This is a genomic window from Microcoleus sp. EPA2 (genome assembly GCA_020882975.1).
GTDB lineage: Bacteria > Cyanobacteriota > Cyanobacteriia > Cyanobacteriales > Microcoleaceae > Microcoleus.
This window is the reverse complement of the sequence record JAHRFD010000004.1, coordinates 119,693-133,477: the sequence shown is the minus strand read 5'-3', so window position 1 is coordinate 133,477 and position 13,785 is coordinate 119,693. Positions and strand designations below refer to the sequence as shown.

11 protein-coding genes are annotated in these 13,785 nt (G+C 46.0%); 7 read left to right on the top strand and 4 right to left on the bottom strand.

The window, feature by feature from the left end; genetic code table 11:
- Nucleotides 1–7 precede the first annotated feature (7 nt).
- Together AAFP14_RS06345 and AAFP14_RS06340 are read right to left on the bottom strand one after the other, a co-directional pair.
- The gene (locus AAFP14_RS06345) at nucleotides 8–1,018 is read right to left on the bottom strand and encodes a hypothetical protein (RefSeq protein ID WP_341731447.1); all 1,011 of its coding nucleotides are present in this window, start codon (nucleotides 1,016–1,018) and stop codon (nucleotides 8–10) included.
- Nucleotides 1,011–3,035 (bottom strand): hypothetical protein, encoded by a 2,025-nt coding sequence (locus AAFP14_RS06340; protein ID WP_341731446.1) that lies wholly within the window; start codon nucleotides 3,033–3,035, stop codon nucleotides 1,011–1,013. The genes AAFP14_RS06345 and AAFP14_RS06340 overlap by 8 nt, the downstream gene beginning before the upstream one ends.
- 219 nt (nucleotides 3,036–3,254) lie before the next feature.
- Here AAFP14_RS06340 and AAFP14_RS06335 point away from each other — a divergent pair, with 219 nt between their 5' ends.
- The gene (locus tag AAFP14_RS06335) at nucleotides 3,255–3,461 is read left to right on the top strand and encodes a type II toxin-antitoxin system HicB family antitoxin (protein ID WP_341731445.1); all 207 of its coding nucleotides are present in this window, start codon (nucleotides 3,255–3,257) and stop codon (nucleotides 3,459–3,461) included.
- Nucleotides 3,462–3,550: 89 nt separating this feature from the next.
- On the opposite strand, the gene AAFP14_RS06330 is transcribed toward AAFP14_RS06335, so the two are convergent.
- On the bottom strand, nucleotides 3,551–5,080 hold the full coding sequence (locus tag AAFP14_RS06330; RefSeq protein WP_341731444.1) for a YifB family Mg chelatase-like AAA ATPase: 1,530 nt from the start codon (nucleotides 5,078–5,080) through the stop codon (nucleotides 3,551–3,553).
- A 647-nt stretch (nucleotides 5,081–5,727) separates the two neighbouring features.
- Between AAFP14_RS06330 and AAFP14_RS06325 the strand changes: the two genes are divergently transcribed.
- From AAFP14_RS06325 to AAFP14_RS06310, 4 genes are all read left to right on the top strand, one after another.
- Nucleotides 5,728–6,075, top strand: coding sequence for a histidine triad nucleotide-binding protein (locus AAFP14_RS06325; RefSeq protein WP_341731443.1), 348 nt, complete (start codon nucleotides 5,728–5,730; stop codon nucleotides 6,073–6,075).
- Between the two features lie 400 nt (nucleotides 6,076–6,475).
- On the top strand, nucleotides 6,476–7,558 hold the full coding sequence (psbA, locus tag AAFP14_RS06320) for a photosystem II q(b) protein (RefSeq protein ID WP_341731442.1): 1,083 nt from the start codon (nucleotides 6,476–6,478) through the stop codon (nucleotides 7,556–7,558).
- 131 nt (nucleotides 7,559–7,689) lie between these two features.
- On the top strand, nucleotides 7,690–8,982 hold the full coding sequence (locus AAFP14_RS06315) for a ribonuclease D (RefSeq protein WP_341731441.1): 1,293 nt from the start codon (nucleotides 7,690–7,692) through the stop codon (nucleotides 8,980–8,982).
- 292 nt (nucleotides 8,983–9,274) lie between these two features.
- Nucleotides 9,275–10,837 (top strand): calcium-binding protein, encoded by a 1,563-nt coding sequence (locus AAFP14_RS06310; protein ID WP_341731440.1) that lies wholly within the window; start codon nucleotides 9,275–9,277, stop codon nucleotides 10,835–10,837.
- A 73-nt stretch (nucleotides 10,838–10,910) separates the two neighbouring features.
- Here AAFP14_RS06310 and AAFP14_RS06305 read toward each other — a convergent pair whose 3' ends face one another.
- Nucleotides 10,911–11,273, bottom strand: coding sequence for a hypothetical protein (locus tag AAFP14_RS06305; RefSeq protein WP_341731439.1), 363 nt, complete (start codon nucleotides 11,271–11,273; stop codon nucleotides 10,911–10,913).
- 377 nt (nucleotides 11,274–11,650) lie between these two features.
- Here AAFP14_RS06305 and psbO point away from each other — a divergent pair, with 377 nt between their 5' ends.
- Together psbO and AAFP14_RS06295 are read left to right on the top strand one after the other, a co-directional pair.
- On the top strand, nucleotides 11,651–12,493 hold the full coding sequence (psbO, locus tag AAFP14_RS06300; protein WP_341731438.1) for a photosystem II manganese-stabilizing polypeptide: 843 nt from the start codon (nucleotides 11,651–11,653) through the stop codon (nucleotides 12,491–12,493).
- Nucleotides 12,494–12,933: 440 nt separating this feature from the next.
- A complete protein-coding gene (locus AAFP14_RS06295; RefSeq protein ID WP_341731437.1) occupies nucleotides 12,934–13,707 on the top strand; it encodes an RNA polymerase sigma factor SigF in 774 nt (257 codons plus the stop codon).
- The last annotated feature ends 78 nt before the right edge of the window (nucleotides 13,708–13,785 follow it).

The following is a 13,785-nucleotide window of genomic DNA, read 5'->3' as shown; positions in this document are numbered from 1 at the left end:
TACCTCACTATGTTATATTTAAAGATTGCTGCAAGAGTGTTTGCCCTAATTTAGCTGCGGTCTTTTCTGCTATTTGAGGGGGAATTGCGGAGAATAACTTGAATCCCTGAATTTGCGGATCGTGGGGCAATTTTTGTACGTATGTTGCTGCATAACCGGAACAAAGAGTTAAGGCTCTTTCTAGGAGTCGCGGCAGATTGGCGCTAGCCGGTACTGCCATAGTGAATCTGCGTTTGTCATAGATTAGGACATTCCGCCGCAGTGCTTTGAGAACGGCATACCTTCCCCAATCAAGGTCTATTTCCGTACCCCTTCCTTCTTGCCAAAGATAGTACGATTTGGTGTTTCGCGATGGATGATTGTATCGGCCCAGGCGGATATTACTGTCTGTTTCTTTGATGGTTTTAAATTGTAATGAACTAGGTTCAAAAGTTTCGCGCTTCCAGCTCAATTCTAGATCGTTAGACGATTTGAGGGTAGCTAAGTAGTCGTCAATACTGGCGGAAAAGTGCAGCAAAGACCAGGCTGAGGGCGTTTCGAGAAAAGGTATGCCCAGAGAAGATGCGATCGCCCCTAATTCCCTCACATCCTCTGCTTGTACAGCCACTCGCTTCGGTATCAGCGCCAATTCACTCGCTTGTTCTTTGATTTCAAGGTTGATGCGATCGCCCGCAGACTGACAAGCGTCTGATAATTGTTGGATAGTATTGGGCGATCGCGCTCCTGCTAAAATGGCTTGAGGAAAGCCGGCACAAGGCAATCGCACCAATACAGGACTCGCAGCATAAACCTTATTCTTGCTGCGATCGTCGCTAAAATTAAAGTCGCAATGACCCAGAGAATCGAGGGCGCGAATTGCTTGATATCTTTTATTCTTAATTCCGTCTTTGTCTGTATTTTCCTCCCTCACACCCGTCTCAAGATTATACAAATAATCAAAGGTTTCCTTAAAGGATAGCCAAGCAAGTTCCTTTTTTGCGGAAATAACGTAGAGCAGTTTTTCGTTAGTTTCAGACACGTTCTGCCTCCTTTTGAAACTGTTTCCACAATGCTTTTAAGTGGGAGCGATCGGGCGGGGAAATTTTCTTGCGATCGTGCCACAGTATTTCTTTCCATTCCCGCATTTTCTTTCGGTCTTTGCACTTTGACATCAACGGTTGTGACTCTATTAAATTGGTACCGCAAAACATTGCTTGACCGCGATGGCGACCTTTGGAAATCGCCCAAACAGGCTCCCAATCTGTAGGTAGTGATTCCGCTGGGCAGATTGCTATTTGCCCTGGTTCTTTACCTACATAGAAAATCCGCTGCTTTCCTTGTATTGGTAAAAAAGTGTTGAAATTAAAGTCTGGGAAATCAACGCCCCCCACCAATGCACCGGCAACGCCTGCGCTTTCATTGTCCCCGGTGTGGAGTTCCCCGAAGCGATCGAACTGTTGCGCGTTGCTTTGGGATGGCAAAGAATAGTTTTCTACCAATAACAGAGAACAGCGCTTGATAATATCATTTCCACTGCGTGCTTCAATTAGCAACTTGGTTTCTGCTGGAGTATCGGCTGGCAATTCATAATTACCTGCTGAGTCTCTGCTATCTAATAGCTGATTATTGCAATATACTTTTATTGATTCGCTACCACCTTGTAAAAATAATTTTGGCGGGGCAAACTTAAAGAACTTATTGCCTCTTTCCAGGCGGATTCCCCCAGCTAACTCTAGCCGTACATTAGTCGGGAAAGCTAAGATTGGGTATTCTTGTTTAATCAGCTCGTCACTGCAAGCTGCCTGCGCTTTGAACAAGTGCCACCCACTGGGCAAACCATCTATTATTTGCAACTTTTCAAAGCCTTGACAGCTCAATTCTCCCCATATTGTCAGCAATTCTAAACACTGTTCGTGTGCAGCTAAATAAAATGGCTGTTGAGTTGGCAACTGTCGCACTTCCACAATACCTGGCAATCCCTGAGTGTCTCCATTAACGAATACTCGAATGGGCGATGCTGGCAGCTTAAAACACCATTTAGAGTCAGCCGATCGCACTTGCAAACCTTGCAACCAATCAAACTCTGAAGCAGCAGCCGTTTTTCCGTCTGACTCAGATATTAGAGGTGAAGACAAAACCCCACTCTCTTCGTAACAGGAAAAAACTTGAGAATGGTCTTCTATAAATAACAGCAAATCCTCTTCAGGAAATTCGTGTTTGGTACTGCAACGCAAGCTTATGGTAGCGCGTTTGGCAATTGAATCAAGTTTGCAGCACAATCTCAACAGTCCGTAAATCTGCGTTTTACCTGAATCTTCAGCAGTTCCATCCCAACCGCGCAATTCATCAATAATCCATTCCAGCAATGCTTGGCGAAGTTCTTTGCTGTCGCTGGTTTCTTCTAATAAGCTTAAAGTCCGTTTTCCCAGTTGTTTGCGCCCGTGCTTGACTAACAAACGTGCGATCGCCCCCTCAGCGGGATATGAAATAGGATCTAAGTCAGCAGCGGCAAAAATAGCAGGGAGTGCGCGGCGCTCTTTTTCAGTTAAAAGAGTTTGGGCGATCGGTAATCCAATGTGATTTCTCTTCCCAACACTTCTGCTGTTAAAGATACCCAATTCGCCAGATTTATCTTCATGAGACCACTTTTCTAAATCTTCCCAGAGTTTCCACATCTTGTCAAATGAAGGATACTGGCCTGTGGTAGGTTCTTCACCAAGTAATGTTCGCAAGCGCGGATAGTAAGAATGGGTGGCAAAATCTCCTTCAATACCGGCTGCTAAGACAAATAGCGCTAAATAACCAATGTATGGCGGATAATCTAACTCTCGCCGCCAATTTTCCTGAGTTTCCCAAGCTTTTACGCATAAACCCTTCCTTTTTGCACCAGGAAGTCCGATTTTGAGAGCTTCAATAAAATCTGAAAAATTAGCACCGCTTTCTTGACCAATATGTTCTATTAGTTCCTCTGTAACATACAGGTGAACGCTGCGCCCTGCCATTTCATTTTTGAAAAAATGAGCAGCGATTGAATTATTCCATTTTAAATAATCCATTTTTATATTTCATATAATTTAATTGGCCTGGATAATTTCAAGTATTATAACCCATGAATAGCGATTAGAGTCCGATCGTCCAGCGGTCAAAAGAAGAGCGAGTTTTTGCTGTCAGATTGCGTAATTTTACTGATATTATGCAGCCTTGCACTCACCGACACACTTACGAGAAAACCACAAAACACAGACAAGAATTGTGAGAAACGAGGATGATTAACTATGAAAGACGATCGCATCAATATTTTTTACAGCCACGAAGATGAAGGCTACATTGCCGATATTCCAGATTTAAAATATTGTTCTGCTTTTGGCGAAACCCCAGAATTAGCTTTGCAGGAAGTACAGATTACCAAAACAGCATGGCTGAAAGCTGCAACAACTGCGGGAAAATTCATTCCAAATATCGATCGGCAATATAGTGAGTAATTCTTGTAGGGGCTCTTCCCCCCCGTGGTTGCCCGATCGATCCGAGTGGTTGCCCGATCGATCGGAGGGCGGGCACGGGGGCACCGCCCCTACTGCATCCGATCGATCGTCCGATACTGCACCGCCTCCGCCACATGATTGGTTTTCAAACTTTCATCCCCCGACAAATCAGCAATAGTCCTAGCAACCTTCAAAATGCGATCGCTAGCCCTAGCCGAAAGCCCCAACTTCCGAATCGCCATCTCCAATAAATTTCGAGAAGCATCATCTAACTGACACCAGGTGTTAATGTGGCTGCTTTGCATTTCGGCATTACACCGCAAACTAGATTCTGACCTAAAACGGTGAGTGGCGATCGCCCTTGCGCGCTGTACCCTCACCCGCACCGGTTCCGACTCCTCCCCCGTCGGCTGTCGCGTAATCTCCTCCGGCTTCAAACGATTCACCGCCACTTGCAAATCAATCCGATCCATCAAAGGCCCAGAAAGTTTTGCCCAATATTGCTCCCTCTTTTGTGGCGAACAAGTACACTGTTGAATCGCGTCACCATAATAACCGCAAGCACAAGGATTTGTACTCGCAACTAAAGTAAATTGAGCCGGAAACATCACCGATTGTCTAGTTCGAGAAATTGTCACATAACCATCTTCCAACGGTTGCCGCAAAAACTCCAAAACATCTCTTTTAAACTCAGTTAATTCATCCAAAAAAAGGATGCCACGATGTGCTAAAGAAATTTCACCCGGACGCGGAAAACTGCCGCCACCGACAAGAGAAGGCCCCGATGCTGAATGGTGAGGACTGCGAAAAGGTCGATCGCCCACCAAACTACCCTTATCCTTCAGCAACCCTGCCACCGAATGAATTTGAGTCACATCCAAAGCTTCCTCAAACGTCAGTGGCGGCAAAATACCAGGCAAACGTCTCGCCAACATCGTCTTACCGCTCCCTGGAGGCCCGACAAAAATCAAATTGTGTCCCCCCGCCGCCGCAATTTCCAAAGCCCGCCGCGCGTGAATTTGCCCCTTGACATCCTTTAAATCTAAACCGGAAAACCGGGTTTTTGCTAACTCTTGTCTACCGTTTACTTCTACGGGCGAATAAACTTCAGGATTATTTAAAAAATCAGTAACTGCAAAAATATTCTCAAAACCATAGACAGATATGCCCTGTACCAAGGCCGCTTCTTCTGCATTAGCAGCGGGTACAATCAATCCTGAAATACCCATTTTGGCAGCAGCAGCGGCGATCGGCAAAACCCCAGCCACAGGGCGCAAACTTCCATCTAAAGAAAGTTCTCCTAAAAACAAATGATCTCCCAAAAGCTCACCGCTGACCTGTTCCGATGCTGCTAAAATACCAATGGCGATCGGCAAATCAAAACTCGGCCCTTCCTTCCGCAAATCCGCCGGAGTCAAATTAATCACAATACTCCGCATCGGAAAAGCATATCCTGAATTTTTCAGCGTCGCCCTAACTCTTTCCTTAGCTTCTTGCACCGCAGAATCGGGCAACCCCACCACCACAATTTTCGGTAGCCCTCCCGACACATCCGCCTCAACACCAACCTTTACCGCGTCAATTCCAACAATCGATGCACTCCAAACCCTAGCAAGCATGGTGTTTGATCCTTGTTCGGCTATCTTTCATCTATCATCTATTATGATTAACGATGGAACCGAAAACTGGAAATAGTAACCAAAACTTTTCCTTATTCCCTTTTCCCTCTTCCTAAATTTCCCCATCCCCCCTTCAGGGGCAGGGCGATAACCATTAGTGTCAACTGAAGCTTGAAAGCATGGTGTGTACTTACCATCCTCCAGGGAGGCGAGCCAATAGATCCGGTTCCCCTCCAGGGAGGGGCTAGGGGTCAGGGCTGTTTCATTCTTTGTAGGGGCAATCCCACGCCCGGTTGCCCCAATGCCTGAAATGACTGAAAATGGTCTGTGGGGGGGTAGGCACGCACCATCCACTACCCCAGGGCTGTTTCATTCTCTTGTAGGGGCAATCCCACGCCCGGTTGCCCCAATGCCTGAAATGACTGAAAATGGTCTGTGGGGGGGTAGGCACGCACCATCCACTACCCCTACAAAGCCCTCGTTTTTTGGAGAATGAAACAGCCCTGGGCTAGGGATGGGTATGATTCCCCATCATCATTTTTTTGAGAATGAAACAGCCCTAGGGGCTAGGGAGGATATCTATGACTGGCTTTCAGACGATTGTTGACACTAATGGAGCGTGACTTCTTCCTTCTTCCTTAAAACTTATGACATCTCAAGACACTATTTTCAGCAAAATCATCCGTCGGGAGATACCCGCAGATATCGTTTACGAAGACGACTTAGCCCTGGCGTTTAAAGATGTGAATCCCCAAGCACCAATCCACATCTTGGTCATACCTAAACAGCCTATTCCCAAATTAGCCGATGCCGAGTCAGGAGACCATGCTCTCATGGGACACTTGCTGCTGACTGTGAAACGGGTAGCTGAAGCAGCCGGACTGACTAACGGCTATCGAGTTGTGATTAACAATGGGAACGACGGCGGCCAGACTGTAGATCATCTGCACCTTCACATTCTGGGCGGGCGTCACATGAAATGGCCCCCTGGCTAAAGGTTTAGCACTTAACCATGGGGGCTGGTCAGTTCCAGAACCCCTAAAAAATTGTTCCAAAAACTGACCGGGCGCACCCGAAAATGGGAGATCAGCCCTATGTATCTAAAGTAGGTAGGCAAATCGAACTGAAGAATTGTTAGTTAAACTGGCGGAAATAATCTACAATCAATTAATTAATTTCGATATTTCTACAACTATATTTAAACCAGGTTTTCTGTAATAAATCTTAATCGAGCGATACATTTTTTTACTATTATCAAACAGTTATAAATATTTGTAAATTTTGAAAATTATCAGCACTCACCCCTTTGCAAACAGGAGTTACTAATGTTATCAATGTGGATGTGGGATGTCCCCACAATGAACCTTGAAAATTCAATTAAGCAATCATAACCACATGACAACAAGCGTACAGCGTCGCGAAAGTGGCAACGTTTGGGAACGTTACTGCGAGTGGGTAACTAGCACTGACAACCGCATTTATGTTGGTTGGTTCGGCACTCTCATGATTCCTACTCTGCTGACCGCCACCATCAGCTACATTATTGCCTTTGTAGCAGCTCCTCCTGTAGACATTGATGGCATCCGCGAACCAGTTGCGGGTTCCTTGATGTACGGTAACAACATCATTACTGGTGCTGTTGTTCCTTCGTCAAATGCGATCGGCCTGCACTTCTACCCCATCTGGGAAGCTGCTTCCCTCGATGAGTGGTTGTACAATGGCGGCCCTTACCAGCTCGTAATTTTCCACTTCCTGATCGGCATTTTTTGCTACATGGGTCGTCAGTGGGAATTGAGCTACCGTTTGGGTATGCGTCCTTGGATCTGCGTCGCTTATTCTGCACCTGTGGCATCTGCTACCGCAGTATTCTTGATCTACCCGATCGGACAAGGCTCCTTTTCTGACGGTATGCCTTTGGGTATCTCCGGTACCTTCAACTTCATGATCGTGTTCCAAGCCGAACACAACATCTTGATGCACCCCTTCCATATGTTGGGAGTTGCGGGTGTATTCGGTGGTTCTTTGTTCTCTGCAATGCACGGTTCTCTCGTTACTTCTTCCTTGGTTCGTGAAACCACCGAAACCGAATCCCAAAACTACGGTTACAAATTCGGTCAAGAAGAAGAAACCTACAACATCGTTGCAGCCCACGGCTACTTCGGTCGTTTGATTTTCCAATATGCTTCTTTCAACAACAGCCGTTCCTTGCACTTCTTCTTAGGTGCATGGCCAGTTGTCGGTATCTGGTTTACCGCTTTGGGTATTTCCACCATGGCATTCAACTTGAACGGTTTCAACTTCAACCAATCGATTATCGACTCTCAAGGTCGCGTGATCAACACTTGGGCTGATGTCATCAACCGCGCTAATTTAGGTATGGAAGTTATGCACGAGCGCAATGCTCACAACTTCCCACTAGACTTGGCCGCTGGTGCATCTACTCCTGTGGCTGTGGTTGCTCCTGCTATCAATGGCTAAATTTGAGTTTGAGATAGACAAAAAGCGCTCCTAGAAATAGGGGCGCTTTTTGTTTGGGTATTTTCTGAATAATTAGACATTTTTTTGATAGGATAATTATATCATCAAATTAATAGTTGAATTTTCTAGAAATGCCTTATTTAACAGTAGCTAACGACATCAAAGCGCTCATCGCTAAATTTGCCCTATCTAGAATCCTGTGGATTGATACAGAAATAGCGGATTATAAATCCCACCCCAGATTATCTCTAATTCAAGTATTAGCTGACCCTAGAGACTTGACTGGGGATGCTACTTTTCTGCTCGATGTTTTGGAGCAACCGGAATTAGTAACAGATTTTATCAACCTAATCATGGTCAATCCAAATATTGAAAAAGTGATGCACAATGCCAGCTATGACATCAGGTTTTTGGGAAATGATGAGGCCACAAATGTAACTTGCACTTTGAATATTTCGCGAAAAATTCCTTATTATATTCTCCCCTTACCTAACCGCCAACTCAAAACTTTAATAGAAAAACTTTGTAATATTAATTATGTAGATAAAACAGAACAGGGGAGCGATTGGGGAAAGCGTCCCCTGACAGAAAAGCAGGTAGAATATGCCAAGATGGATGTGGTGTATTTAGCGAGAGTGCATCGCCACTTGCTAGAAATTTTTCACAAATCTTATCCCGATCCAGCCCGTGAAAACTTGACTGCATTGGGGGAGAAATATCAGAATATAGAAGCTCGGTGGAAACCCCTAGATTCAGAATTTGCTGAGGTGAAAGAACGCATTAAAACTGGGATGGTGGCCAAAAAACTGAAAGACAGTGCTTATTTTGAGCTATCCAGTTCGATCGCCATGAAAGTAGATTTTATGACCCTGGCCAATCTGACACAAGCTGAGAGGATTGAGTTGCATTTTCCGGTGACACTGACAAAGGAAATTCAAAGACAGTTAGGGCAACTGATCGAGCATCCATCTTTGGCAGTAGAAGAGGTGCAGAGTTGGCGGTTGATGTTTAACGCACAGCAGCGGCGAAAATCAACTAATCAAATTGCGCCACGACCTGTGAGTGATGATTTAATAGTGTTGGGGGAAAGGTACAAGGAAATTTTGCCTGAATGGAAATTTTTGGATTCAGAAGTTGACCATCTAAAAGAGCGTGTAAAAAAAGCAATGATGGCGCAAAACAAGGGAAACACTCCCCATTTTAAGCTGTCGAGTTCTTGTTTGATGAAAGTAGATTTTGCGAGTTTGGCAAGACTGGTGCAATCTCTGGGGATTGAATTGGACTTTAGGGTGACGCTGACTCAATATATTCAAAAACGGTTAGGGGAAGCTATTAATCAAATTGATGTGGAAATTGAGTATATTACCAGTTGGCGGATGAGGGCTAAGACGGTGGAAGATGAAGATGAGGAAATTCCGTTTTGAACCGACATATCCCATAATTATTGTGGCGGGTAGGGGTGAGGCATCCAACTAGCCCTTAACAGTGTTTTTGCTACAGGTCTAATGTTCTTTTAGGGCCATGACAACTTCTGGGAAGTAGGGGATTTGGGTATTGGCCCGATCGCACTTCCCGACAATGGCAAAAATTATCTAGTCCCATACAGCCAGACCAATATCTCAACTATGCTAACGTAGGCAAGCGATAATGCTTGGTGTTAAAGGCGATCGACCTAATTTAAAACAAATTATTTGATTGAGGAGCAGTGTATCCCCTATGGCAAACCTAATCGGCACAGACAGCAATGATTTTCTGCTCGGAACTCCCCAAGGCGATCGCATTCGTGCCTTAGATGGCGATGACACCCTCTTGGGTGCCACAGGAGATGACACCCTAGAGGGCGATAGTGGCAACGACCAAATGATTGGAGGCGATGGAGCCGATTCGCTCTTTGGTGGTGAAGGAAACGACGAAATTATTGGCAGCCAAGGCCGCGATACGGCCAGCGGTGGCAACGGCGATGACTCCATTCGCGGTGGTTTGGGCAACGATATCCTCGATGGCAACGACGATAGCGACACCGTGTTCGGAGACGCAGGGGATGACTTAGTTCGTGGCAACGCAGGTTTGGATGTGATTGCTGGCGGTACTGGCAACGACACCCTCACCGGCGGTGATGGCGACGATTCGGTATTTGGGAATGGTGATGACGACTTTCTCTACGGAGATGCCGGCGATGATTCTCTCAACGGCGGTAGTGGTAGCGATCAATTATTTGGCGGTGATGGCAAGGACTACTTCAAAGGTGAAGATGGGAACGACACTTTATACGGTGGTGCCGGTACCGATTCGCTCTACGGAGACGGTGGCAATGACCAGATATTTGGTGGCAAGGCTAACGATACAGTCGTTGGCGGCACTGGTTCCGATACCATGCGGGGCGATGAAGGCGAAGATTTGCTACAGGGAGGTGAAGATAATGATTTCCTGTTTGGAGGCAAAGGCAGCGATATTCTCGACGGTGGTTTTGGGGACGATTCCTTAGCTGGCGGCCTCAGCGACGATACACTTTTGGGCGGTTTTGGCAATGACAATTTATTTGGGGCAGAGGGTAATGACTGTTTGAGCGGAGGTGAGGGTTCAGATACCCTGACTGGTGGAAGTGGCAGTGATATATTTGTGCTGGGGGCAGGACCAGGCAGTCTGGCTTTGATTACTGATTACAATGAGGCCGAAGATTTCTTTGGACTGCCGACTAATTTATCTTTTACTGACTTGGCAATTACCCAAGGCAACGGTGCAAACCGGAGGGATACAGTCATTACGACGAAGAAGGACGGGAAGCTGTTGGCAATTTTGACAGACACTCCGGCGGGCTTAATTGAGGCTACTGATTTTGTATCTGTGACTGGGACGGTTCCTGTCAGACCAACTACAACTACAGTTACCACTACAGTTACCACTACAATTACAGATCCGACAACTCCGACTCCGACTCCGACGGCGACAACTCCGACTCCGACTCCGACGGCGACAACTCCGACTCCGACTCCGACGACGACAACTCCGACTCCGACGACGACAACTCCGACTCCGACGGCGACAACTCCGACTCCGACGGCGACAACTCCGACTCCGACGGCGACAACTCCGACTCCGACGGCTTCGAGGATTCCTTCTCCCCCGACAATTAACCTGCCGGATTCTCCTTTGCTGACGATTAGTTCGATCGCCCCAACACCTACCTCCGGACTTTTGCCTATCCCTAGCCCGACACCGATATTTCCCTCGATGTTGCCGAGTCCGATACCCGTACCTCCTACACCTTTCGGATTTTAGGCCAGATGCCGATCGCGCGAGTTAGTTATGAGTTATGAGTTAATTTAAAACTCATAACTCATACACAGCACAACTATTTAAGAGCTTGCGGATTCTGGGCCGATTCACCATCAGACTCGGTTCGAGAATCTTCTAGCAGAGATAGTTCTTCCGTGTAGCCTAAGAGCTCGCGCAGTTTCATCCGGTGGATGTAAGGCCAGCCACCATTGGCCTCTATATTCCTGAGCAGTTTATACAGTGCTTGGCGGTTTTCGGGAAAAGACGCTTGAAACAAACCGTCCCGAATTTCTCGGTGCGAACTTTCCAGTGTCCGCAGCAAAGCCAAAAGCAGCACACTGTCTTCCTGACAACTTTCGGCTAAAGTCCGAATCGCCTCTGTCAGGGATTGCAGTTGAGACTGCAACTTTCCTGACTCTAAATCTTTGCCGTTGTCCATACCGCTGCTTCCTTTGAAATCTACAAGGCGTTTGTCCCCAATCTGAGTATCAGCAGACTAAATCGAGCTAGTCGCGATCGCCATTCGGGGTCATAAGCAACCTAACTTAAGTAGGTTGACCTAGGCAATATTAATTTGTAGTCTAAGTCAAGAAAAGAGCACAACCCGTCGTACCATGTGTATTGTGCTACGATCCGCAGATTTTGAGAAATCCTAAGTTATGGCTTAATTTCGCCGTACTCGCTCGACTTTTTGAGTCTAAGCCGGTGAGGGCTTTCGGATGGTTGGACTGGCATAGCCTGCTCGCGAGCAATTATATTTGGCTCGAAGTAGGGTTTTTTCTTAATATAATCCGATGTTGGATATTGAGGTTTGGAATGAAATATCGTTCTTTAATTGTGGCACTTTTAGCATTTTGCATGAGTGCACTGGTTGCTTGTTCTTCTGCTCCTGATACAACGGTGGCGACTACGGAGTTACTCACCTACGACCAGATTAGAGGTACTGGATTGGCAAATAACTGCCCTAGCTTGGCAGAAACTTCTCGCGGCTCGATCGCCATTGAAGCGGGTGCTACCTATAAGCTTACTGGTTTGTGTTTGCAGCCCACCACTTATTTTGTTAAGGAAGAACCAGCAAATAAACGCCAAGAGGCAGAATTTGTACCTGGTAAATTGCTGACACGGTTCACGTCTAGCATTGACCAAGTGCAAGGTACTCTCAAGGTTGGTACTGACGGAACTCTGACTTTTACAGAAGAAGACGGCTTGGACTTTCAAGCAATTACGATTCAGCTACCTGGTGGAGAACAAGTACCTTTCTTGTTCACCATTAAAGAGTTAGTTGCTACTTCCGAACCCGGAGTAGTTGCGATCAATACTTCCACAGATTTGCAAGGGACTTTCAACGTTCCTTCTTACCGCAGCGCTGGCTTTTTAGACCCTAAAGGTCGTGGCGTTGCGACTGGCTATGACAATGCTGTAGCGCTTCCAGCTTCTGACAATTCCAAGCGTGTGCGGGCTAATGTTAAGTTAGCTGATACCAGCACCAAGGCGGGTAAAATTTCTCTCCAAGTTGCTAAAGTAGATAACACCACCGGAGAAGTTGGCGGTATTTTTGAAAGTATACAGCCTTCTGATACAGATTTGGGAGCTAGACCTGCTTTGGATGTAAAAATCCGTGGCATCTTTTATGCTCGCATTGAGCCTTCTGTATCCTAGAATTTGACTGGACGGTCGATCGCACGCTTAGTAGTTTCTTACTCTAAAGATACTACTCTTTATTGATTAGCCAACAGTAGGAAGGAATGTAACTGAGGACTGTTGACTAATCAATACATTTATGATTTGATTATTATCGTTTGTGGGTTGTAAAATTTTATTTTTAAATTAATTAAAGTCTTGCACTAAAATAGATTGTGAATTACAATACCCACTGTAAAAAATCCGAAAAATTATACCTGTAAGACCCTAGGGGTAAAATCATACCCGCGCAGGACTCCACCAAATCACTGCACCTTGGCCAAGCTCAACAGATGTGTCGGCTGTCACAGCTATCAAGTGCTAGGATTACACCAATTAAATAGGAATTTTTTAGACTAGATTAGAAATCTACATCTAAGGCCAAATCACTGCTCTGCTCTACCAACCCCCATGCCACTATGTCTACCACAGTCCCAAACGAACTAAAAACCGAAAACTTGCAATTGTTGCGCGAGTACCAAAGTTCTGCATCCAATGAAGTCCGCAATCAGTTAGTTAAACTCAATATCGGATTGGTGAGAAAAGAAGTTCATCACTGGCTCAACCAGTGCGGGGAAAGCTACGACGACTTGCTGCAAGTTGGGTGTATTGGTTTGATCAGAGCGATTGAGCGGTTTGATTTATCCAAGGGACACGCCTTTAGTTCCTTTGCAATTCCCTACATCCGGGGGGAAATTCAGCACTATCTACGGGATAAAAGCCCTTCGGTGCGAGTTCCGAGACACTGGTTATCGCTGGAACGCAAATCTGTATCCGTGATTAAGGATTTGCAAGTCCAGTTCAACCGAAATCCTACAGATGCGGAAGTTGCCGCGGTGTTGGAAGTTTCTGTGGAAGAATGGCGAGAAATTAAGCTGGCCCACCTCAACCGGGCACCTCTGAGCTTGGATGCGCCGGTGCAAGATGAAAATGAGGGGACTACTTGTCTGGGAGCATTGGTGCCCGATAGCAAGTATCGCAGCTTTCAGTTGGCTCAAGAAGACCAAATTCGGGTGCAGCAAGCTTTGTCTATGTTGGAACAACGAACTCGTGAGATATTGGAGTTTGTGTTTCTTTATGATTTGACGCAGAAGGAAACGGCTGAACGGTTGGGTATTAGTGCGGTGACTGTTTCTCGGCGTGTTAAGAAGGGGCTGGATTTGCTCAAAGAGATTATGACTAAACAACTGTAGTTATTGGTTATTGGTCATTGGTCATTGGTCATTGGTCATTGGTCATTGGTCATTGGTCATTGGTCATTGGTCATTGGT